This window comes from Halocatena halophila (assembly GCA_027563145.1).
GTDB lineage: Archaea > Halobacteriota > Halobacteria > Halobacteriales > Haloarculaceae > Halocatena > Halocatena halophila.
This window is the reverse complement of the sequence record CP071308.1, coordinates 57,648-81,304: the sequence shown is the minus strand read 5'-3', so window position 1 is coordinate 81,304 and position 23,657 is coordinate 57,648. Positions and strand designations below refer to the sequence as shown.

Sequence of the window (23,657 nt, the reverse complement as noted above, 5' to 3'; positions counted from 1 at the left end):
AACGCCCGATAAGCTGCACGTGGACCGGCCACCGCTGTAGAGCTGAAGACTGATCACCCTACACCAGATATCTGTCCGCTTGGACAGAGCCCAGAGGGCACGTCGCTGACGTGGTGTATGATGCACTGACAGCTGTGTCGCTCGAGACTGGAAAAAGTACCTTTGATTCATACCGTTCCGTCGACCCCCCGGGGGGTCACACAGAATTAGGGGTCGACGGAAACATCTGACTCGTACCCGGCACAACAGGGCTTGGAACCCCGAATAGTAGCATGGTTACAGAAGGACCCTAGTGGGGTCGGAGCCCTGATTGGTGGGACCCCCAGGCGGACGGGGATTACGTTACAGAAGGACCCTAGTGGGGTCGGAGCGAAGCGACGTGCCACAGAAAGGGGCCGTACGATGCCACGCACGACCGTTCAATGAGGTACCCTTGTGGGATAAGAAGACGATATACCACATTTCGCTATCATCACCCAGCCCAATTTGTGGCGCCGCATAATTTGCATTGTGTATAGTATTGAAATAATGTACAGAGCCCGCCAGCAGTCACCTACTGCAGCCAGCTGTATACAACTACAGTACTTTATATATTCAGGCCACAATCAATTATTCCATTAAGAGGGATGGACTCGAAGGAGCAGAACAATCGTGTGTTACGCAACTTAAAAGATGGATTCGATAGCGAGCAACGTCAGTCCGTGATCGATAAAGGGGAGCCGTATGGTGAAACAGCTGTAGATACCGTAATTTGCGATCGGCCAATCCGAGTATCCGAAGATCTCTCGTCAGAACAGCTCAATTTGGTCAGACGTGTAATTCAAGATACAAATCCCATCATTAAGCACTGTTTCCGGAACTCGCTGGAAGTATCGAACCTGTATCCTGAGTTTAGTTACGTAGAGGGATTCGCGATGATGGACGACGTTGAGATAGTGTTCGAGCACGCGTGGCTCTCCCTTGATGGAATACTCGTCGATCTTACTATCGACGGATTCGATGATTACTACGGCATCCAGTTCTCCGACCCAGAATTACTCTCGACGTACTACGAAATCGGCGTCGAAGCCGATACCTGGAGAATTCTCGGAAACCACCAGCAACGGTACGAAGACATCACGTAATCGTCTCTGTGACCGAGGTTTCGGCTAATGGACCAAAACACCACAACGGTCCATGCTCCGAAATACGCTCCTCCCAGAACCTCTAATATCTCCGCATTTGAAGAAGAAAGCAATGCTTGGACAAAAAGCGGTTGAGACCCAATTGGAAGAACTCCGCGACAAATATGGTGAGCTTGCTGTTGAGACCACCGAAAAAGAGGTCTCTTCGTCGGCTATCGAGACAGGACGACGTGATGTTCGGGAGGGGAACACCGTCGATGTTCGTGTTTGGACGACCCGTGGTAATGAGGAAGTTCTTCTCGTTCGGGAACATGACGCTCCCGAGTATTGGATCGAACCAGGAGGGACTGTAGAGCCAGGTGAACCGATCGATGCGGCAGCTCACCGAGAGGTAGCGGAAGAAACCGGTATCGACTGTCGGATTGCCCAACCGCGAGCGGTGCGGCAGATTGTGCTTCGAGATGAGACTGATCCAGATCAATCCGCTCAGTTCCTCCAGGTGTTCTTCAACGCAATATACAACTCTGGAAATCTGTCCATTAATGATGATGAGATATTAGATGCACAGTGGATGACGACGCTTCCAGACGGATTCTATTCACATGTCGGCACGCCATCAGAGTGGACAGATCAGTGAGGAGAAGGGCTGTCAAAGGCTTCTCCGAACCCTCGTTCAAGATGCTGTCGTTGTGTCTCATGGTTCCTCACCGTGAGACTGGAAAGCCGCTGTCGGATTCGCTGGCAACCGGTCACCTCGAAGAATTCTTCTACAGTTTGATCATCGCCTCGGATCACCGATTCGTCGGTCGTCGCTTCGAATCGAGGGAAATCACAATGCAGCAGGGACATCCGTTCACTTTCGTAGAGCGGCCACACTGCGTCCGTTTTATTGGAGAGAAGTGGTTTGGCTAGCTCTTCGACTTTGCAGCCGAACGGAAGGCCCGATCGGAGATACGCTGGCGTTGTGAGGAGTGTGAGAATCTTGGCATACGAAGTCGTTGAGCGAAAGAGAACACGGATATCGATTCCTTCGAAGCACGAAAGCGGAGGACTGCCAGCCCGCTCGCCTTGCTGCCGTAGGAACTGAAACATCTCATCGAATCCGCCGATAATGTCCTCGATGTACTCGTCAGCAGAGACTACGGACTCATTCAATTTAGGGAGATTGTCTCCCTCGATGGCTTTGCCCTGCTGATACGTGAGGTCCATCACATCAGTATTGATGTTTTGAAACTCACGGCACTCTGCTTCCGGCGAGAATGCCTGATTGCTGCCGAATCCACTGGTTCCATGAACATCCTCAGTCGGCAACTCGAAAGGGACAAGTCCCGTCCGTAACACCGAAGCAAGGAGTGTCTGCCTAGTGTTCCCGGAAACGGGAAGCATATCATCAGCTGCATCTGGTTGAGCAAGCGTCTCTAAATCGATGAGAACGGGTTGATCGCCTGCTGCGATGACGTTTTCTAAATTTCCATCTGAGAAGTTGAGGCCGTAAAGGAGTGCAATGAGCATCCCGGCTCGACGAAAGTACGCCCGTGCATCATCGCTGGTGGCACACACTTCTGTGGAAATCCATTCCATCCAGCCGTGGGTATCTCTGGAAAGGTAGGTGGGAGTTCGGAAAGAAGGAAACTCAGACGTCCGATTGACCCATGACAGAAACTCATTAAACGCCTCTTCGACAGCAAGTGAGCGCGGTTTGTAGGCAATACTTTGGCCAGACTCCAAGACAAGACGAAAAACATAACGACCTCCGTGATGTGGCTCTCCCAGTGGGTCGAGTGCCGTTACTGCTCCGAGAGGGTGACCCTTGCCGAACGTCGCTACAAGCTGATCATAGTCGGAATCAAGCCGCTCGCTGAATTCAGCGACCATACTCTGCCAGTCGACGATGATTGACCCGACCAACCGACCAAGAAACGCGTATTCGGTGAAAAAGGCTTTCAGTCCACCATCCCGCAACTCTTCGACGAACTGCTCGTAGTATTGCTGTGGTGGATCACGGGCGTCTTCTATGTCGTTAAAAGCGAGTGACGGGTCTCTCTTGGCGATAAACGTCTTGAACTCAATAAAGAGCGGATGGGCACAATACGATTCCAGCCGGGAAGCAAGCACCTCTCGTAAATCGTCTCGGGCAGAAGCAGAGAGATGAGACGAGAAAGTATGCTGATCGAGATGCGTTTCGGCATAGGAGACGGAAGACGAAAGTAGCGGAGCAAACGGCCGATCGGCAGCCCCCTCTCGATCATTCGGTGGAGAATCGTGCTGAGCGACGAACTGGATCAGCTCGTCGAGTCGGTCGATCCAATCAGGAAGTGGCTTCTCCGTTGGCCATCCATGCCGACGAATACGAACTCGAATTTCATCTTGGGATAATCCAAGCCGTTCTAGACGCTTGCTGAAGCGGGCTGGATCACCATCGGCCACACGATCACTCCACTCCTCGATCCACTTCTTCGGCTCTTCAACCACATCGCCGGACGGAGCAGGGTGAGCTACGCGCTCCTGAAGCGTCCGGGCCTTACCTGCAATCGACACTTTTTCTTCTTGAGTAAAGTTCATAAAGGTAATAGCAAGAAGCGGAAAAGCAGACAACCTTTCCCCTTCGTTTTGGATACTACACACAGCGGAACGACGCTTAATCGCAGTCGGGATGGCCCTTAACAGACCCACCAGATGAGCTACCCATCTCGTGAATCCGAATCTGATAATCATTCCGGCTGTATTTCGCTTCTATCTGCTCTTTCACCGAAGTCATGTCTAGTTCAGACATTACATATACCTATATATACAATATACTTTAATCCTTTTTATTTTTATTTAACTAGATTATATTGTAATATTCGGTAAGGATTTCGGCGTTGTACCTGTCCGACTGAACTTCGGGAAGACTGCGAAAAGCTTCGCTTTTCGCGTTGCCAAGGAGCGATTGCTTTTGCTGAGAAGAATGGACGCACTGAGGAACGGGACCAATTTCAGGATCGACTGGCAGAGCTAGAATCTCCAGTCGAGTAATGATCTTCAAGAACGGACTGGTGACACTGCGGGCTCGAGGGACTGTATATTGTATATCGCTATACAAATTCGAGATTTGTGCGCCACAGAAATTTCACACTATAATAATCGGAAATTAACCACTAGGGGCCTGTCAGTAGGGAGATGACTGCTGACAGTCTGTCAGTAACCACTGTTCTTTATATAGCTGGCACCCGGTCAGTAAGTCGTACTCAGATGGCTCACTATGCTACCTACATTCGTGCCTCGACCGACGACCAAGAGACCACCCATCAACGATCAGCGATCGATGACTGGCTCGACGAGCGCGAAGTCGACGCTGGAGAGGTCGATCACTACGCCGACCTCGGTCACTCCGGGTCCGATCCTGGTCGCGAACAGTTCCGAGAGCTAATCGACGCGATCGAGACCGCCCAGTACGAGTATGTGGTGGTGTGGGAGATCTCCCGGCTGGCTCGCCTCGGGAGCATCTACCAGCGGTTCTTCGAGACGTGTGAGGACGCAGGGACGACCGTGGCGATTACCGATGGCTGGGTCGAGGAAGTTCGTCCTGATGGGACCGGTAAGCTGATCGCAGATATCTCGGCGGCGGTGGCCGAAGAGGAACGACGACGGCTCATCAAACGGGTCGAAGCTGGAGTAGCCAGTGCCCAAGATCAGGGCAAGTGGCTCGGTGCTGTTCCACTCGGATTTGAGCGAGATGATGATGGCTACCTCCAGGTGCTCCTGGATCCCGATCGGGACGCAGGGGAAGTCGGCTATCTCGATGTTCGTCGAGCGATTGAAAGAGTGGACCAGGGAGACTCCTATCGCAGTGTTGCTCGCGACGTACCCAACCTCGCGCGTACAACCCTCATGAGCATTCACAAAGACGACGATCGACGCCAGTGGTATCTTGGGAGGACTGCCGACGATGAGCGGGTCAACGCCGCCCTTGATCCAGTAAAAAACTGACACGATAAGACAAAATAGACACTAGACAGCAATAGCGGGAAAGACCGCTCGCGGAACACATCCGCATCTTCAGCACTGCTGGGCCATCTACTTGCTCGCCGCCATCGTCTACCTCCTTGACCGGCGGCGCTCTGTGAGGGCACCGTAGCATTGCTCATCCGAACGAACGGTAGTATAGTTCCGGGGGATGTGTTGAGGAGTACGGTGGCGATCGTTCCTCCGTGGGTTACTGCCCCACACCCGAGATCGTGAACGAAGCCTTCAAAAAAGCCAGCGATGTGATCACGGACAGCTGGGAAACCCGACAACAAATACCATAAGATGTGGTTTCTCGTTGTCCACTGCTCCCGGTATTCTACCTGAATCGACTACATCGACAACAGTTTCCAGAGGTATCGTATGTATCCCGATAATCAATTCACCCTCTCATCTCTAAACTGTTCATCGACTCGGCGAGAGAGGACAGTCTGGTTGACCATCTGAATCGAATCCGTTGGGCCATCAAGCAACTCAATGTAGGCCAGTACCGTTTGAGCGAGCGTTTTCCGAACGGCATCTAGAAATTCTCGTGGTTCATCCGGTCCGGGATGGTTTATTAGAACCGATTGAGAAAGCGTCACGTCGTTATGGGCGACTTTATTCCGAACCTGCCGGATGCCGTCGAAGAAGGCCCGCGTTTCCGCGATATGGCTGTCACTGGGGTCGGTCAGGAGAACGGTTCCTCGCTCCGAAAGGACATTTTCTGGATCACCACGAATGAGAGTGGTCTCGAAGCCAAGATACGCATCGAGAAGCTGATCCTCGTACGCAGAGCGCTCGTACATCCGGTTAAACCGGGAGAGACACTGCTTGAGCGTCGTTTCCGCTTGACTGTCTTGCGCACAATACGATCCGATATTCACCCAATGCTCGCAGAACCCATCTTCGTCTGGTTCTTCCAGTGTGACTGAACTCCGCTGGAACTGGACACTGCGCTGCCCAAACTTCGGCTGAAGGACTCGGTCAACATCAGCGCTGATCTCCCGATACGTCTTCCACGAATCTCGAAGCAGATACCCCGGACCCAATCCCGCGTACTCTGTCGGCTCCCACAATCGAAGTGCGGTTACGAGTTGCTTCGCAATATTTCCAGCAATGTGGAGGGCACGATTCCCAGTCCAACCAAGATCTAAGCCAACTGCATCAGGGTTATGCTTCGTAGGTCGGTGTGTGACCTCAAGTTCGACTTCGAGTTTTGTTGTCCAGCCGAGACGTTTCTGAGCCTGGTCCTGTTTCGTAATCATCCCTGGCGTTCCATGCGTCTGCATAGCTGTCATCTCCTCATCGAGAATTTTCGAGAGCCGGAGGTCTTCAGTGACCGTCGCGACGTATTGCCCGGAGTCGACATACCCCTGTCGGGGCGGGAGTGTTACGGAGAAAGAGGTTCGTGGGGATTCCGACCGAAGAATTACTTGAGGGAGCGGAAAGATAACGCGGTGCGTATGAGTACTCTGGTAGAGGGATGAGAAGTGCATGGCGTATGCGCTCTCGAAGGCGTCAGTGTCGAATTCGAAAGCACCAGCGTAGTCAAGCGTGAGCTTTGCAAACTCGAACAACCGCTTCCGGAGAAGGGTCTCTTCTACGTCGGGCCGTTGCGGACAGAACGAGAGGCCCTTGTCAAGGAGCGATTGAGTGAGATCCGCGAAGTAGGAGCGGTTGAAGCGGTTTGTATCACGGACGATATTAGACGGCTGTGATACCGAGAACTCATATTTACGGTTACGGAACGTATTTGAGGTGAAGATCGTAGTCGTTGGAGTGTAATCATAGCCGGCCTCTGCGTATGCTTGGACATCGCCGACGAAGCGTTCGATCTCGTCTCGCACAAGGGGTTTCGCACGTTCTGCGAGCGTAGGCATTGATTGGAATCTCTTTTATAGTTACTTTATTTGATTGATGATCCAATCATCGATGTGGAGATATTGAGCAACAGGTGTCAGGAGAACAAGCATGAGAGAAATAAATGTGAGAATTATACACCAATTAAAATATGAAAATTTTGGATTGTTCTTCCCCTTGTTACTACCTGTAGTGGCCTCATAATCAAGTAGGAGTTGCTCTCTTTGGATGTCCTCATTGTCGAATGTCGAGTAATCGTGAAAATCACGAATGTGTTTTCCAGGACGCTTGTAGTCACGGGAACGTATTGCATAGAGTCCAAGCCCGGCGGAAGCGAGTGCTGGTCCCAGTACCACTACTATGAGAAGCGGATGGAATTCTTTGCCGAAGAGAGCGCCGAAGGAGATGAGGAGTGCATCGACGGTGACGACGATCCCAATTTTGTTTTCGACGGCATCTCGCCGCCGTTCTTCATCATCGTACTGCCTCCGGGCCTCTTCCAACGTCAGTTTCAAGGTTGGAAAATCCTCGGGGGAAATAATCTTCTGCTTGTTCTGCTCTAAGTCCTCTACTGACCCACCTGAATCGTCGTCCGCTTCACTATCCTGAATCTCTTCAACAGATGCTTCATGTTCACACCCCTCTATATTGGTCATCTACGTAATTGGCTTCCCGCACCGGCTACAGGTCTTGGGCTTTTTATCATCGTTACGATTCGCAGCCAAACTGTACTCTGCTTCATCTTGACATTCTGAACAGAGGGGCATCAGTTGAGTATCTTACCGCATCGGCTACATTCGTTCGGTTCTGGGTCCTTGGCAAGAGCGGCATTCGTCGATTCCGCCTCCTCAAGACAGTTTCTACAGAGAGCCATCGCTAGAACTCTCTCCCACAGCGACTACATGTCTGCTTACCTTTCTGGACCGTTGATGAGTCAGAGTTACTCCGACATTTAGGACACAAGGGCATAAGTGATGGTACTATCTGGTTATGTGTAAATTTGGTGAAAGTGGAGTGAAAGTGACTGTACGAATTAAAGGTTAATTTGAACTACATAGACGAATTGCCAATAGGAATGTAGGAGAAATCACCTTCCTACGACCTCATATGTCAATACTTCTATCATTTACGACATTCGGCAAGCGGTTTTCCGAGTTCGCGTGCGCAACGAATCTGAACCACCAATATCCCCAACCCTGTGAAACTATTGATACTATCATGACTATCGAATCAGTCAGATGCGCTATTTGTGATAATCAGAGGTCGGCTAGGTGGATTGTTCATGCATAGCCACCTTCGAAATTTAGACTGCCGATATCGGTTTCGAGATCAGTCGTGCATGAACAATCCATCTGCCTGACTTCAGCTGGAATGAACGCCCAGTCTGTGCATTCAGCGACCACCTAGCCGACTTCAGGTTTCATTATTTCAGCGGTCACGAGATTGTAGCGCTCCAGCTTGTCAAGAAAATTCCAGATCGTATCAATGTCGACGAGTTGGCGGACGAACCGACCGTGCCAATCGGCTAGTTGACGGGATCGATACCGTTCTCACTTAATTCCTCGACGAATCCTGCAAGATCGGTAAACGACCAGCAAAGTCGATTAAGCTCATGAGTAACGACAACATCGTACTCCGTAACGTGCTCGCGCAGGTGTTGGTATTCTGTACGTGAGGTTGTGGCTCCGTCCCCATCGAGGTCGCATATCACTTGATCTTGGTGTCTTGCTCAGACCCACCGTACTTATCCCGGATTGCGCATGTCTGCCTCAATACACTAAATCTCTCATATAGATAAATAAAATAAACTATAAATATTTTGAGATCTGGAATATCATAAGACTTATTGCAGATATCACACACATGCGAGCATGCAACGCAGGCGATTCCTCACGTTGGTTGGCGCAACAGCGATAGCAGGATGTCTCGGAGAACAGAACAGTGAAAACGATGGGACAACAATGACAACGACAGAACCGATGGGGACAGGGACACCAACTCCAACGAAAACACCGTCAGGCGAGCCCGATGCAGAGATCCAGAGCTCCCAACTCGTCGATGAGCAAACCAGCTACGGCTCGACTAACTATTACATGACTGGAACGGTCGAGAACACGGGAAGTATACGGTTGCGTCTTCCGTCGGTCTCCATCAAGTTTTTTGACGATTCGGGGTCGGTCTTCGAATCGACAGAACGCGAAATATTCTCGCTCAAACCGGGGCAAAAATGGGATCTTCGCGTGCCGTTCACAGAAACGGATTCGAGGCCTGCTGAAGTGGAGGCGGAGCGCGGAAATCTCGAAGTCGGTTTCGTGGATTATTCGCATCCATCGGAGTTGAATCTTTCCGACATCGGGATAGAGGAGGGGGAAGATCCATCAATCACGGGGTTGATCGAGAACACTACTCAACACTCTATTGATACATATGCATTTGGTCAATTCCTTACAAAGGATAACATCGTGCTTGAGACGGGGACTGATAGTATCTCAGATCTTGATGCGGGAGAATCGTGGTCATTTGATATCGGAGCCCTTTTTGTTGACGAGCAGCGCGCGCAAACAGCAAAGAAGTATGAGATCTATCTTTCTACTGAATGAAATTCTTCTCGTTCGAATGATTCGGATTGTGCGACCGGTTGAGTCAAATACACTTTCGTGCAATTCACCACTTACCACCACGCTCAACCCTCAGATTTCGACTAGTTCACGAAAATAATTTGCCATCTGCCATCAAAAAATCACATGGTACTCTTAAGAAAAACGTGCAAGCTAGGGACGATGTCTCTTGCCACGAATCAGCCCGTCTTCATCGCCGTGATAGTGATGTCCCCTCCGCTGATGGGCACGGGGACGACATGTATCTGCGTAGCGTCGGACTGATTTCTGACCTTCTTCTCCAATCCCTCCAGACGCTCGTGCGGGAAGCGGTTTTTCTGAATTCCCTTCACCTTCCCACCGTTCTCATCCACCCCAATGACTACCATCCCAGCACCGTTGTTCAACTCCTTGGTCAGCTTGTTGGCAAGTTCGTAGTCCTTCCCGCCGTAGAACCACTCGGGCGACTTCAGTTCCACCGACGCCGGGCCGCCCTCGCGGAGGGTAACGCGCGTCCCCTCCGAGATGGTGTCTTTGTGGCTCCGCAGGTACTCGTCCGCCAGCTCACCGAAGAAGTGGCAGATCGGTGCGTTGGCCTCACGCCGGAGTAAGTCGAAGGTTACGTGCTTCATGAGCGACCCCATGTTCGACGTGCCGAGGTCACGGGCGGTGCGCACGAAGTCGTGGAGATCGTCCACAACGCCCTCATCCAGTCCGATTGTATTGTAGATTCGGAGCGCACCGATTCGTACCGGCTCTTCGGCGATGCTGTTCCCGGGATGGTGAATCGAGACGCGTTGGTCGTTAGCGAGCGCCTTCGAGGCGAGTGCCTGTCGCCAGCCAGCCTCAAGGTCGATGAATTCGTTGACGAGTACGATCTCGAAGTCGTCGTGGGTCTTCCTCACCCTGACCTCTTGCTTACTTCCAGACTCGATGGTCAGCCTCTCCTCCCTGTCGATCGCAGTCTTTGTGGCCACGCCTAGGTCGCCCTTTGCCAGCTCATCGAACTTGTCCTCGTAGTACGAGAGTTCATAGTGGTGGGTGAGAGCCTCTTGCTTGAACTCCTCCGCCGACTCGTAGGTCGAGTTGCCCCACCGGATTTGCTTGATGCGGTAGTCACGCTCCGTATCTGGAGTCTCGAGGAGGTTGCCCTGCAGGTTAAACTCGTCCGTATTGATAATCTTCTCCACGATGTCGTCGCGGGTGAACCGGAAGGTCGCCTGTATGTCGTCGGCGATGACCGAGTATATCTTCACGTCGCCCTTGATGTCGTACACCACCTGATCCACCGGGATGCCGAGCCACTCGACGAACGACTTAGTGTCGTACTTGTCGAAGTGGTTGATGACGATTTCGTCTTCTTCCCGTGTGAATTCGGCGTACTTGTCGATATTGTCGGCACTCAGCAGCTCCTCGATGATCTCCATCTCGGTGGTGAGAGCTCGCTGACCGGTGTAGGAGTGGCAGGTGATGAGCCGACCCTCGCCGAGGATGATTACGACGTACTTTCCCGCGGCGCGGGCGCGGGTCTGCATGTCATCCGAGAAGTCCTCGGCTATGGCTTCAAGGTCTCCCTCTGCGCGGTTGTCGAAGGCCTCGCCGGGTTCGATTGCCTCGGATGCGTCGAGACTGCCTTCAATCCACCGCTCGAAGTACCGAGTCGTGTCAAGCTCTTCGAGCGTGTGATCGCCGCTCGCGTTGGTGAAGATATCGTCGAGGAGCATCTCCACGGCTTCCGCATCGTCACCGATGAACCGCTCCTCGGTCAGCTTCGTGGAGTCAGACCGAATTTCTCGATAGAAGATGTAATAGTATTCGCCGAGGGCATCCTCCCTGAGTATCTCCTGACTCATCTTTCTCTGCCGCTGATTTGTATCGCGGACTTAATGTAACTGACTGTTGACGCCAGTTGCGGATGGATCTAGCGGGACGCGCTCCTAGGGGTGTCTCAGAACCCCACTTTCCGAGATAGTTCTACTCGGCTATGTATCGCTCGCGGTTGTCCGCGATCTTCCGCACCGTCGAGCGTGCGATCCCGGGTGAGCGCGCCAGTGATCGTTTGCTGGTTCCCTTGTCGACTTCGTCGAGGGCGACGACCGCTTTCTCAAAGTCGTCATTCGGCGTGAGATAGCCCTCGGCACCAACGTCAAACCCGAATGGTGGCCGACCGTGCAACTTGCCCTGGTCGCGAGCGGCCGCAATGCCTTCCCGGACGTTCTCGAGTTTGATCTCGGCCTCCAGCTCGGCGAACGTCGCAGTTAGAAACGCGCGCGTGTAGGGATCGGAGTCGTTGGGGGCAAGGGCGATCTCCATATCGAAGATATGCAGTCCAACATCGTTCTCGTCGACGATACGCTCGACGGTCGCAGAGAAATCCCGTACTGATCGTGAGATCCGCGACACCTCCGACGCGACCACCTAGTCGATCTTTCCCCACGGGCTCGACGACGCCGGGGACGGAACGCGGGTATTCGTCACCATCGAGTCGATCACTGGCGCGCTGCTTAGCGCTCTCCTCGACTTCGTTCTCGGTCGGCACGGTGAAGCTGGCAGACTACATGAAGAGACATTCAAGAACTCTCGGGGTCCAGTGCTGCGAGCTCGCAGCGTTATATATCGTATGTCGCTATATTATTTCGGAGAGTAGTTTCCTCCCTTACTTCGGAGTGTGGTTTTCTGTAAATGCATTCTTCTCACGAAAACGCGGTTGGAATTTGGAAGGTAGTGGCACGAGAGACTCTCTATCGGTATGCTATTGGTTTTACGAAACTGGTACAAATGTTCTGAGAGTGCCTGTGGAGTAAGCGATGTGAGATCTATTCATAATAGAAAATCACGATCGTTGAATGCAGAAAACAATAGTTTTCAGCCAGACAGGCGAGAAGGTGGGTAGCTTACCGTCGTTGGCGGGTTGGTGCAAATGTCACGTTTTGCCTTTTCCCAAGCACTGTGTGGCACTCACAACGCGACCTTGGTCATCGAGTTGATGATGTTCTCCTCGGTCGGGGCAGCGAGATACGGCTCGATCGCGTCGTAGCTCGACCAGCCACCGAGCGCCATCACAATCCGCGGTGAGATGCCCTCTTCAACGAGCAGGTGATTCGCCCAGCACCGGCGGAGGTCGTGCGTTGACACACGGAGGTAATCATCGTCGCCGGTGTCCTCGGCAGCCTGTTCAGCCGCCTGCTCGACCCAGTACTGGAGCGTACGTTTCGACCGATCAATGATTGGCTCGTCGTGAGTGATACCCTCATGCTGCATGTACCGGTTAATGGTACGCTCCAACTCGACCGGGACCCAGGTCTCCCGGTGTTTTCCCTCCTGGTACTCACCGGAGGTGTCCTTCCCACCGACGACCTCCAGTGAGTGATGCGTACCATCGCTCATCCTGGAGACGTGGGCCGGGCACACGTCAAGGACTTCAGCGACCCGCAGTCCACAGTCTCCCATCAACCGGATGGCAATCTCCCGATCCCACGACGATGCAGCTCGTGGGAGGTGCTGGTACTCGTCGCGGCTCATCCAGACGTTGAACGAGCCGTCTTTGTTCCGTTCGGTTCTCATTATTGCACGCTTCTATTATGGATTTTATGCAACTTAGTTACTCCGCACGCGTCACCCGTCTCGCTGAAAGTACCGAATTCGGCCGTTAGAGAGAATCAGTGGTGTTGTGGTTGCACGTTATTGTATTAACGTGCAATCCGGGTGCTGATGACCTATAACCGGGGGGTTAGTGGTCTCTGTCGGTGCAGAACCGTCCCAGTGCGATGAGTCGGTGTCGCTGGGGAGTATCTGGGAGCGATTCCAGAGCGGTCAACGCCTCTGTGGCAAGCGAATCCATCCGCTGGCGAGCGTATTCGAAAGAGTTCGTCTCTTCGAAAATCTTCTGTACCGTTTCGATCTCCTCGTCAGTCGTTTCGGCAGCCGGTTTGTCGAGGATGTCGTAGACGCGATCGTCATCGGCGTGGATGGCCATGAGCGTGCGTTTGCCCGCCCGCACGTCATTGCCGATCTCTGCCCGGCCCTTCCCGGCCTCGAAATCGAGCAGATCGTCCCGGATCTGAAAGGCTGGCCATAGTGCGTTGTAGCCGTCAATCCCGAGGTCGGTGTCAGTCAGGATTTGTGGTAACGACAGACAGAGTTCTAGCAGCGCGCCCGTCTTGTACTTGACCATCTCCATGTACTCCGCTTCGGTGACGTCTCGGCGGTCGGACAACTCGAAATCTAACTGTTGTCCGACTGCCATCCCGTGAACAGCCTCAAGAGCTACTGATTTTCCCCCCTCAGGAACCAGCGAGAGCGCATAGACCAGTAACAGATCGCCGATGTTGACCGCATCATCCGTCCCGTATTCGACCCAGAACGCGGGCTCCTCCCGGCGTACTCGGTCGCCATCGACGAGGTCATCGTGAATCAGCGAAAAAGTGTGTAACAACTCGATGGCCGCCGCGCTGTCGAGCTTCGGGGACTGACCAAGCCCACACAGGTCGCTGATAAGCAGCACAAGCCCAGGACGGAGTCGTTTTCCGCCCGTCTCCACTTGATACCACAGTCGGTCATGGTAGCGGTGGGACTGGACCGAGCGCTCGATATACCCATCGACAGCTGGCCGAACCTCCTGGGTCAGCCACGTGCCGACTTCGTCCGCTGGAGCCGTTGGCGGTGTCATAGTGGTTACTCGGGGGCTCAATACCGCTCCGTCTCCTTAGACCATGCCAAACCGCCACCTGTGATCCGCTCCATTCCCATGATGTACGCCTGCAGATCGTCCTCTGTGTCAGACACAGCAGTGACCCGGTCAGAAAGCGCTTCGAAGCGGCGGGTTTCAGCCTCGATCAACTCACAGGTCCTGGTCACAGCTTCTTGCAGTGAACAGCCCTGTTCCTCCCGGATAACGACGACGAGATTGTTGATCTCACTATCTGCCAATTCCTTCTGAAGGGAGTAGACATCGTTGATCCAGGCGTTAACGTTGATTGCCGCTTCACGGAGGCTTCTGACGGCCTTTTGCTGATAAACCTCTGTGGGAAGGGGAGAACTATCCATCGCCATGAGATCAAAGGTGATCTTTGCTCCGCTGGTATACTGTCGATTCTGAATATAGGCGTGATAATCCGGAATGGTGGTGGTCTCGCGGTTGCGTGCCTCCCACCGGAAGCCAGCAAACAGCTCACGATGATGCTCGGCGAACCGCTCGGACCAGGTCGGAGGCATCCGGGCCGCAGCTCGGTAATGGATGTCGGCCAACGCTCGGTCGAGGGGCTTTTGGTGTGGCCCGGAGGCTTCCCCATCGAGGATTGCAAGCAACGGTTGCTGGGCGTGTTGCATCTGGTCCGGACCCAAAGGATCGGTCGCATCATCAAGCAAGAACCCCCAGCAATTCCAGTCGTTGCACAGACGGAGTGCCTCTGGCTGAAACTGCGGGTACATCCGACCCACAAGGTAGGACAAGATGGCAATCTTCGATGACGGCTCATTTATTAGCCCCATCTCCTGGGCCCATTCTTGGGTGTGAGCTGTGGCGTCTTCCAGATGTGGGTTGATCTCGGCGGAAAACGGACAATACACCTCTGGAATCGTAACGTTCGTGGCCATACTGGCCGGTGGTGAGGGCTGTTCACAAAGCGTTTTGAGGTTCTCTAGTACTGCTGAAAGGGTATCGGGAAGCTTCTCGTGAAACTCGGCGATCAACTCATATGCCTCCCAGTCAACTGGTGGATCGGCAACGCTGACGCGAGGAATGGTTGCTGCGGCACTCACGTGCGTGCTTTCGTCCGTCTCCTCAAGCAGCCACTGAATCGTCCCCTCCAAATCACCCTCAAATCTCATAGAAACTGCTGTCGGCGCTGAGTCAGCGCTGACTTGGGGTTCGACGGCGAGGGAAATCTCTGGAAGCTTCTCAGGGAGAGCTGGCGTATATGTCATCATCGGGGCTTCATCGGTCTCGGAAAGCGTCATGCCAGGCCAGTATTCCGGAATCGCCTGAGAAGTCGAAAGAACCGCATGGATATCGGCTTGTGGCGCGTCGATTGATACCGTCCGTTCGATTCTCGTCGGGGAGTCACTCTGCGTGGTCATTGGCTGATGGGGGATTGAGAACTGGGATCTTTAGACCGTCCGTGCAAGCACTGTTGTACGAGTTTTTCGACGAGCAGGTGTCGTGTCGTGGGTATTCGAACATTACATCCAGGCATTTGGTACATAATATCATAAGTTTTTTCTAGAAGATCCTTATATGAAATAAATAGAAAGGGACAGAAATGGTTTGGTATGGAAACACAATAGAGAAAATGTCATTACTACTTATGTGAGTGAAATAGTCAATTACCTCACCTACGAACCAGTTGCGCCACCCAGTAATCAAATCGGGTGGCGTTGGGGGCTCGCCCGGTCGTGGGCTAGTGAAGCGTTGCACGTTATTACACTAACACGAAACTCAGACGGGCGCGTCGACCGGCGTGATCGGGGCGGTTCTGGGGCGTGTGGTAGTGGTCGAAAGTTGTCGACGTATTCTATTACTCGGCAGGATCGAGAGGAGGACCTTTCGTCCCGTCGACCCAGCACACGGGGAGCGTCTGGACACTGCACTGTCCGTTCGATCTGCTTGCCTGGCAGCGGAGAGCTAGACACTGACTGTTGTCCTTTACCGACCTTATATATTTCTTCTAGGGATAATATCTTATATTACATTCTAGTAAACCCTTTTACAAGTTCAATACTAAATGAAGTATAGTCTATAATGGAACAATCAGACAGCATCCATCGACAGGGCGGGAGTAGTGTAGAACGTAAGCGACCCGCGTGTGGAGGCTCGCCATGACGGCGGATGCCCCCACAGGCCCCCTCGAACAGAGCGTTTCCATCGATGCAGCCCCGGCCGACGTGTTCGCTGTGCTCACAGCGGTCGAGTCGGTGCTAGAAGCGTGCTCTGGTCTCACCGTGAGGACTGCTGAAGAGGGCGTGACGGTCACCGATGTTGGACCAGAGGGTACGTCTCCGAGCGTGTTCACTGGCCAGGTGCGCGTGACCGACAGTGAGGAGCCAACCCGCCTCACCATGACCTTCGATGGGGCACCTGAAAGTACAGTGGCGTGGACGCTCCAGCCGGAGGGGACCAGCACACTGGTGACGGCGACCGTCACCGCCCCCGATCGTGATAGGCTCACTGGTGGAGGGAACGCCGAAGCGACTGGCGGCGAATCTTCTGCTAGCGACACGCAGCTCACGGCTCCCCTCGATAACATGCTGGGGTCCCTCCAGACGCTCTGTGAACAGCCGTCACCGCCGGCCTGTATGTTCAGCAGTGAGTTTCCAGAAATAGATATATTTCTCACATCTAAAATGAATTCTCATTTGGATGCGGTTACGGCTCACACGCGTGGATGGGCACAGCAAATGGGAATGTTTCAAGAGGAGGAGGAACCGGAGTGGTTTCGTGGAGTAGCATATGGCACTTGCCGGGTACATCCCCAAGCGACGCTTGAAGCGGTCAATCTCTGTAACGACTGGAATAGTTGGGGCTTTGTATACGATGATCAACTCGATGACACCGAACTTGGGACGCAGCCAGCTGCTATAAAAGCGTTCCAGCAACCGCTCCTTGCGGTCTTTGAGGGAGACACTGGTCAGATCAACGACCCATTAGTGCGAGGACTTGCCGATATCTGGAACCGAGCAGCGACTCGGATGTCTTCTACGGGGCAAGAGCGCTTCATTCAGCATCATATCGATTTCTTTGCTGGCCAACGATGGGAAGCGCGCAATCGAGCCAAAGCCCAAGTCCCTCCTCTCGATGTCTATATGGAGCACCGAAGGGATTCAGTTGGTTCAGGTATTGTATTTGCACTATGTGAAATCGCAAGAGATCTTGGCTTATCTTCTTCTGTATACAACGATGAAGATGTCACCATCCTTCGAGAGACGGCGGCCAACATCTTTGCGTGGACAAACGATATCTACTCTCTTCCTAAAGAGTTAGCTCATGACGAGGTGAACAACCTCGTTGTCGTTATACGGAATGAACAGGACTGTTCGCTCCAGGACGCCGTTGAGGAGGCTAAAAAGATGCTTACTGCTGAAATTCAGCGATTCGAAAGTCGTTCTCAGCGCCTTCCTACCGATTCTGATACGGATACTTCCCTCCCTAGCTATCAGACGGTGCTTGAACAGTGGATACAGGGATACCTGACGTGGTGTCAGGAAACATCTCGATACCAATCTTGGACTAGCCCCTCATGACACTAGCTTTCTCTCCCAACAACGTTCCCGTTTGGTCGAGGAGAAACGACATGTCCTTTGCCTGGTCGAACTCTGCCAGCACTTCGAAAATCGCCCTGGCGGCTGCGACCGGTTCGAAGCCGTCGTTCAGACGCTCCACGACGATGACGTGGCGGTTCGACCTTGCTGCCTACTACGAGGTATTTGGACGATGTCTTGCAGGGAATTTGGCGTGGTCGAAAGAAACGGTCCGATATCGCCATGCGGAGTGAGATCGATGCCACCGACACAGTCCCAGCCCGATGAGATCTCCACGTGGCTGGCCGAGGAGGTCCGGCCAATGATCGATGCGAGCATCGAGCGCTCGTTGTGGAACCAGCGGTACCGAGAGCGGCTGCAGTATCAGGTCGAGACGGGCGGCAAGCGGCTGCGGCCCGGTCTCGTACTGCTTGCCGGCGAGCTATGTGGACTCGATCAGCAGCCACTCGATGATTGCGCGGCAGCAGTCGAATTGCTGCACACGTTTTCGCTCATCCACGATGATCTGGTTGATGGTGACCAGGTGCGCCGCGAGGAGCCCACGTTCTGGGCCGAATACGGGGAGGCTGAGGCGGTGAACATCGGCGATATGTTGTTGGCCCACGCGGTGGCGCTCATCCCAGAGCGTGGAACGACGCTGGCCGCCGAGGCCGTCCGCGAAATGACCGTTGGACAACAACTGGATTTCGCACTGGCTGATCGTCGTGACGTCACCGAGGGAGAGTATCTTGATATGGTCGAGCACAAGACGGGTGCACTGTTCGAGCTCTGTTTGGAGCTCCCGCAACGATTGACCGACACCGACCTTGGTATCGATGGGTACAGCGCACTGTGGCCAGCGTTCCAGATCCGGGATGATCTGCTGGATTTCGAGGCAGGAAAAGGGCGAGACACGATCGGCACCGATGTGCGGACAGGCAAACGCACGCTGATGGCGATCTACGCCGATGACGAGCGCGTCTACGAGATCCTCGACACACCAGCCGAGGAGACGACGACTGAAGATATCGAGACCGTCCAGGCCATCTTCGAAGAGACTGGCAGTTTCGAATACGCTCGCCGCCGGATGCATACCCTCGCCACTGAGGCGGTGACGGCCCTTGAGACGCTGCCTGATACGCCCCAGCGCCAGCGGTTGATCGCGCTGGGACAGTACTGCACCGACAGGGACCGCTAGTCCCCTCATCGCTGGCTGCCAGCAGTGGGACCCCAGTGGCTCATCCATGAACGTGACGGAATAGTGTGTCTCAGAGGGGTGGTTATAGCTGAGTTGCGTGAATATACAGAAACACGCAACTAAGGAGGAGTTCGGGTACGTCCCGATCGGCACGGAGCACAGGTGGATTTCTGACTTCTATAATAAACCGGCAGGATTGAGGACAGAGTCTTAGTCAACAAGATGCCCTCTATCGTCCACCGATTGTTGACTAAGGCCAAAGTCCCTACTCTCCTCGTCGACGGCGAACATCTCACCCAGCCCTAACTTCGGAGTGTAAACGTGAATAGCTCCTCAGCAACTTTTGTTCTCTTATCTATCGTAGAGATAAAGCAGCCCAGATGGACGTATCAGGAATGGCGTTGGTCCACGATTTGTCTCCGGTGTCAGTCGTTCATATTGGGGTGGTTGGAGAGAGCTGTCACTCTATCCACCGCTTTCCCGACTGGCAGAGCAGTCGTCAACTCCCGTGAGACTGTCGCTTTCAGCATCACATCCGTGAGCCGCCAGACGTTGTACATGAGGATACCGAACACGAAGTAGTAGAATCGCAGGGTATGATCTTTGGAGGATGTTCGTGCGAGAAACTCCTGTTTGATTGATTGATACTCAGCTTCAATCCACCACCGATTGGCGTAGTGATTCACCCACGCTGCTGCGTGCTCGGCAATGATCCGTTTGTTCGTGATGAATGGTTGTGTGTCACTATTCCGACCCGAGACGAACAGTACTCGACACTCATGGCTCCCATGTCTGGCTCTGACCATCGCCTGTTCGACGGCCACATCTTGTCCTTCCTGTTCCATCTCGTCAATGTACGTTTTCTCGGGTGATCGTTCGACCTTGGGAAAGAGATAGGTGACATCCAGGTTATCGAGAGTTTGATAGACCTGGAACGATTCAAATCCTCGGTCTGCGAGAACGAGGTCAATCGAGACGAACTCCTGGGCTCGTTGCACCAGCCGTCGGACCGTTCGATGGTACTGATGTGTGAAATTATCGTCCCACGCTGAACTCTCGATCACTGGCTCAACGGCGAAGACAATCGGCATGCTCTTGCCGACTAACGAGAGGGTCGCGAATTTGTAGGCCATCTCTCCCGAGTCATCGATCCCGCTGACATCGCTGGGTAAGTCGTCCTCAGTATGGTAGGGCAACGTCGTGATATCAATGGCAACGGTGACGGGTGGTTGGAGGATCTGGAGGTGATTCACGGCATCGAGGAGATTCTCGATCGACTGCTCGAAGCCCGCTTGAATCTGCGCCTGTGAATAGTTCTTGATCGTCCGGAGGTGGGTATCGCCGTGGGGGGGTGTAGTCCTCGCCGAAGAAATTCTCCATTCGTGATTGGCCCTGCGGCGTGCCACAGCCACCCAGCACCATCAGTGCTTGGAGTTCGTCAAACCGGCTGTCGGGATACGTCGCGTTCGCTGCCCGTCCAGAGTCGAACGCTCCGAAGACCGTCTCCCGCGCGTGTCGAACGTGTGTTCGAATCTGCTCATTCGAGAATTCGCCAACATGACGGCCACGAAGATCAGACTCGGACTCGTCGACGTGCCGTGGTGGCCGGAGATCGAGTGCAGCATCGTTCTGATAGGCGGCAGCGACGAAGCGCTCGCTCAACGAGAGAATAGCACGCTTGATCTCATCTGAGAGGCCCACATCCCACGCAGTCGTGAGCGTTTGGCGCGTCGGGGCCGTGTTGTACGTCCCGAATTTCGCGGGATCGAAGCCCAGGCGGACGGCTCGCTCGTCGGTCGAGAGGTACTCATAGAGCCCGTTCCACGAGAGGCCGGCGAGCTCACGGCAGAACAGTGCCCGAACGAGTGGTGTTGCGTCGTATGTTCGTGTCTCAAACTCCGTGTCGTCTGCGTTTTGGAGGAGCAGTGTTGGATGTAGCTGTCGAACGAACGTGACGAGTGATGATGCTGTTTCGAGCCGTTTCTGTGCGTTGTTAAGTCCCATTTCAAGTGAGGCCACTGCATTCATTGCAGCACCTCTTTGGGCGTTCGACCCATATCCAGTTCGAGGTGAGCGTCATGGTGACCTACTCAGGCTCACAATTGAGCGTGTCGTCGACTGGCTGACTGAGGCTGTCGCCACGCAGACTGAAGCCATTGCCGTCTCCTCGCCAGGACGCCCGCCTAGGCACTGTCGGTTCGGAGACGCGTGGTGCTCGGATCATGCGTCATGATGAATGGATGCGGAGATCGACTATTGACCGAAGCATCGATTTTAGTCGGTTTCAGGTATCGGTAAGCCCGAGCTTGACCGTCTCGGTCCGATCTGCGGCGACTGTGAGAGCGATGTACGCATCTCGACCCACAGTTCAGTCACCCAGACAGCATCGTATCCGAGTGCTTTTGCACGTTTAGTGAATGTTGCGATGTCGTCGTGATCCTCCGGAATGAGGATACCGATGCCATAGCAGAGCCAACGGAGTGTGGAAAAATAATATCTGCAACTCTAATAGATAATAACGTCAATTTTGCAGGCGGTTCAAGCGTCGGCCACCGATGAACGAGCCGTCAGCTGGACGACGACCGCCGCCAGTGGTATCTCGGGGCTAACGCCGAGATGAGCGGGTACCGCTGCGCTCGATCCGATTGAACACTACGGCGTCAATCAGGGTACAGCACCTGAAAGCGGTCAGATGACGATCACAGTAATATAGATGGCGAAGCCACTCGTGCCACTCGACAGTGTGTTGACGGTGCAGGGGCTGCCTTAGTCGACAATCGGTGGACGATTGAGGGCATCTTGTTGGCTAAGGCTCTGAGCAACCCACCAAGGCAAGGAGTTGGCAAAAGGAACACCGAACCCCAGCCTCGCCGATCATGCCGAAACACGTATGCGCTGGAACTGCCGACCTCACCCCTTCTCGGATTGAGTGCTTATCCGTATTCATACCATTTTGGGAGAGCTGATCCTGCTGGAGGATTGTAGTCCTGCTCACCAGAGGCCTGTCCTCACGCGGGGCTGGATAAAGCCACCAATGACGAACTGGGCTAGCTTCCTTCAGAAGTATTGTTATGATAACTACTAAATAAATATAATTAAGTTGTTGTAATATAAATGTTTGTTATGGCGAATAGATCTGAGCAAACAGTGCGTTCGAAGAGATCCCCTCCGCTGCCTAGTGAACCGGTATTGCGCGCGACCGATGTCGGAACCAGCACCACACCACGGCTGCCCGCTGTCCAGATATCTGGGCAATTTAACTAAGCAATGTCAGGAACAACAGGGTCCGATCTCCAGCTCGCGATCGTCGGTTCAGGGATTGCGGGATGTGCAGCTGCGGACTTCGCCCGTCAACAATTCACTAACATCGAGATCGATGTATTCGAGCAACAGTCTCGGATCGGCGGACGGATCCGCGAAACGGCGTTTGCCTCGGACACCTTCGAAACAGGAGCGACGGCGTTCCACGACGAGAGCCGCTACATGATGAAGTACGTCGATCGTTTTAACCTTGAGCTGGCCAACCCAGTAAAACCCCGTCAAAAACCAACGAATGCACCGATGATGGGGCTCTCCTTCGGGATCTGGGACGGACAGCGTTTCTTGGCAAAAATGTCGGGCGCACTCCGAGACAGACTGACGATACTCAGGAAGTATGGGCTGTCGTTTCCCCGGTTGTGGTGGCAGTCTCGGCGCGTCTTCAAGCAGTTCAATTCCCTGTATGACGTATTGGAGGCTGGTGGATCCTTCAAGTCGCCTGACGAGATGCTTGCCAGGGTTGACCTCTACGATACTGCTCAACAGTCAGCGATGGAGCATCTGCGCGAGCATGCCGTTTCACAAGCATGTATCCATCAGGTGCTCGATCCGATCTCGCGGACGCTGTACGGGCAGGACGCACGGATGAGTGCGGTTGTCGATCTTTACATGTTTAAGGCAATAGCATCCAACAGTTGGTATTCGATACGTGAACGGAACAGCCTACTCCTCGACCATCTCCTTGATGCTGCATCTGCTACGATCCACATGGAGACCAAAATCACGGCGATCGACGCCAACACAGGATCGTACACGCTCACAGCCGCTGAGCCGCCGACGGAGTACGGTCCCTACGACGCCGTCATTATCGCCACCCCGCTCGAAAAGACTGACATTGAACTCAACGGTGGCGCTCCCCCCGTCAGCTCCGACCGTGAGTATCAATCAATGTACATCAACTTAGTGAATGGTGTTCTTGATCCTACCTACTTTGAACTCGGGGCTCAGGATGACCTTCCGGACGCCATCAGCACGACCACCGATGTAGACGAATCCTTCACTTCCATCGTAACACTTGTTCGAGAAAACGGTGGGACAAATATTTATCACGTCACCGCAACCAGTATCGTTCCCAACGATCTGTTCTTGGAGGTGTTTTCGTCAATTGAAGACATAGAACGGTTCTCATGGGAGGCATATCCCGTCTATGAGCCGCCGTTGTTATGGCCGCCGTTCCAACTGGATCATGGCATTTATTATACCAACGCAATGGAATCAGCCATCTCGTCAATGGAAACAGAAGTCATGGGCAGCCGTAACGTTGTCAATCTCCTCAGTCGCCGTTTGAGAGAAGGATGATGCGTATTACTGGTTCCTGCTGGTGCAGTACGCCCTAAG

At 53.6% G+C, this 23,657-nt stretch carries 19 protein-coding genes; 7 read left to right on the top strand and 12 right to left on the bottom strand.

Annotated features, from left to right (window positions below; all coding sequences use genetic code 11):
- The first annotated feature begins 914 nt into the window (after positions 1–914).
- Both JXQ78_RS18125 and JXQ78_RS18120 read left to right on the top strand, forming a co-directional pair.
- The gene (locus JXQ78_RS18125; RefSeq protein WP_330633583.1) at positions 915–1,124 is read left to right on the top strand and encodes a hypothetical protein; all 210 of its coding nucleotides are present in this window, start codon (positions 915–917) and stop codon (positions 1,122–1,124) included.
- Positions 1,125–1,236: 112 nt separating this feature from the next.
- Positions 1,237–1,761, top strand: coding sequence for an NUDIX hydrolase (locus tag JXQ78_RS18120; RefSeq protein WP_330633582.1), 525 nt, complete (start codon positions 1,237–1,239; stop codon positions 1,759–1,761).
- On the opposite strand, the gene lanM is transcribed toward JXQ78_RS18120, so the two are convergent.
- On the bottom strand, positions 1,755–3,749 hold the full coding sequence (gene lanM / locus JXQ78_RS18115) for a type 2 lanthipeptide synthetase LanM (RefSeq protein ID WP_330633581.1): 1,995 nt from the start codon (positions 3,747–3,749) through the stop codon (positions 1,755–1,757). The genes JXQ78_RS18120 and lanM overlap by 7 nt on opposite strands.
- 606 nt (positions 3,750–4,355) lie before the next feature.
- On the opposite strand from lanM, the gene JXQ78_RS18110 reads away from it, so the two are divergent.
- Positions 4,356–5,093, top strand: a complete 738-nt coding sequence (locus JXQ78_RS18110) for a recombinase family protein (protein WP_330633580.1) — start codon at positions 4,356–4,358, stop codon at positions 5,091–5,093.
- A gap of 413 nt (positions 5,094–5,506) precedes the next feature.
- Here the strand turns inward: JXQ78_RS18110 and JXQ78_RS18105 are convergent, their stop codons facing one another.
- From JXQ78_RS18105 to JXQ78_RS18095, 3 genes are all read right to left on the bottom strand, one after another.
- Positions 5,507–6,991, bottom strand: a complete 1,485-nt coding sequence (locus JXQ78_RS18105) for a hypothetical protein (RefSeq protein ID WP_330633579.1) — start codon at positions 6,989–6,991, stop codon at positions 5,507–5,509.
- Between the two features lie 21 nt (positions 6,992–7,012).
- Positions 7,013–7,627, bottom strand: coding sequence for a hypothetical protein (locus tag JXQ78_RS18100; RefSeq protein WP_330633578.1), 615 nt, complete (start codon positions 7,625–7,627; stop codon positions 7,013–7,015).
- A gap of 869 nt (positions 7,628–8,496) precedes the next feature.
- Positions 8,497–8,682 (bottom strand): recombinase family protein, encoded by a 186-nt coding sequence (locus tag JXQ78_RS18095; RefSeq protein ID WP_330633577.1) that lies wholly within the window; start codon positions 8,680–8,682, stop codon positions 8,497–8,499.
- Between the two features lie 160 nt (positions 8,683–8,842).
- Here JXQ78_RS18095 and JXQ78_RS18090 point away from each other — a divergent pair, with 160 nt between their 5' ends.
- Positions 8,843–9,571 (top strand): FxLYD domain-containing protein, encoded by a 729-nt coding sequence (locus JXQ78_RS18090; protein WP_330633576.1) that lies wholly within the window; start codon positions 8,843–8,845, stop codon positions 9,569–9,571.
- 197 nt (positions 9,572–9,768) lie between these two features.
- On the opposite strand, the gene JXQ78_RS18085 is transcribed toward JXQ78_RS18090, so the two are convergent.
- The 5 genes from JXQ78_RS18085 to JXQ78_RS18065 form a co-directional block, all read right to left on the bottom strand.
- Positions 9,769–11,421 carry a hypothetical protein gene (locus JXQ78_RS18085; RefSeq protein WP_330633575.1) on the bottom strand — a complete coding sequence of 551 codons (1,653 nt, stop codon included), beginning with the start codon at positions 11,419–11,421 and terminating at the stop codon, positions 9,769–9,771.
- Positions 11,422–11,542: 121 nt separating this feature from the next.
- Complete coding sequence (locus tag JXQ78_RS18080) at positions 11,543–11,986, bottom strand: recombinase family protein (RefSeq protein WP_330633574.1); 444 nt, start codon at positions 11,984–11,986, stop codon at positions 11,543–11,545.
- A gap of 540 nt (positions 11,987–12,526) precedes the next feature.
- On the bottom strand, positions 12,527–13,132 hold the full coding sequence (locus JXQ78_RS18075) for a site-specific integrase (protein WP_330633573.1): 606 nt from the start codon (positions 13,130–13,132) through the stop codon (positions 12,527–12,529).
- Between the two features lie 166 nt (positions 13,133–13,298).
- Positions 13,299–14,237: a polyprenyl synthetase family protein gene (locus JXQ78_RS18070; RefSeq protein ID WP_330633572.1), complete on the bottom strand. Its 939-nt coding sequence runs from the start codon at positions 14,235–14,237 to the stop codon at positions 13,299–13,301.
- Positions 14,238–14,254: 17 nt separating this feature from the next.
- A complete protein-coding gene (locus JXQ78_RS18065) occupies positions 14,255–15,646 on the bottom strand; it encodes a terpene synthase family protein (RefSeq protein WP_330633571.1) in 1,392 nt (463 codons plus the stop codon).
- A gap of 738 nt (positions 15,647–16,384) precedes the next feature.
- On the opposite strand from JXQ78_RS18065, the gene JXQ78_RS18060 reads away from it, so the two are divergent.
- Complete coding sequence (locus tag JXQ78_RS18060) at positions 16,385–17,806, top strand: terpene synthase family protein (RefSeq protein ID WP_330633570.1); 1,422 nt, start codon at positions 16,385–16,387, stop codon at positions 17,804–17,806.
- Here JXQ78_RS18060 and JXQ78_RS18055 read toward each other — a convergent pair.
- A complete protein-coding gene (locus JXQ78_RS18055; RefSeq protein ID WP_330633569.1) occupies positions 17,793–17,945 on the bottom strand; it encodes a hypothetical protein in 153 nt (50 codons plus the stop codon). The two genes, JXQ78_RS18060 and JXQ78_RS18055, sit on opposite strands and share 14 nt — an antisense overlap.
- Before the next feature lie 117 nt (positions 17,946–18,062).
- On the opposite strand from JXQ78_RS18055, the gene JXQ78_RS18050 reads away from it, so the two are divergent.
- A complete protein-coding gene (locus tag JXQ78_RS18050; protein ID WP_330633568.1) occupies positions 18,063–19,001 on the top strand; it encodes a polyprenyl synthetase family protein in 939 nt (312 codons plus the stop codon).
- A 425-nt stretch (positions 19,002–19,426) separates the two neighbouring features.
- Here JXQ78_RS18050 and JXQ78_RS18045 read toward each other — a convergent pair whose 3' ends face one another.
- Together JXQ78_RS18045 and JXQ78_RS18040 are read right to left on the bottom strand one after the other, a co-directional pair.
- Positions 19,427–20,254: a transposase gene (locus tag JXQ78_RS18045; RefSeq protein ID WP_330633567.1), complete on the bottom strand. Its 828-nt coding sequence runs from the start codon at positions 20,252–20,254 to the stop codon at positions 19,427–19,429.
- Positions 20,208–21,029 carry a hypothetical protein gene (locus tag JXQ78_RS18040; protein ID WP_330633566.1) on the bottom strand — a complete coding sequence of 274 codons (822 nt, stop codon included), beginning with the start codon at positions 21,027–21,029 and terminating at the stop codon, positions 20,208–20,210. The genes JXQ78_RS18045 and JXQ78_RS18040 overlap by 47 nt, the downstream gene beginning before the upstream one ends.
- A gap of 1,239 nt (positions 21,030–22,268) precedes the next feature.
- Here JXQ78_RS18040 and JXQ78_RS18035 point away from each other — a divergent pair.
- Positions 22,269–23,618, top strand: coding sequence for a prenylcysteine lyase family protein (locus tag JXQ78_RS18035; RefSeq protein ID WP_330633565.1), 1,350 nt, complete (start codon positions 22,269–22,271; stop codon positions 23,616–23,618).
- Positions 23,619–23,657: the final 39 nt, after the last annotated feature.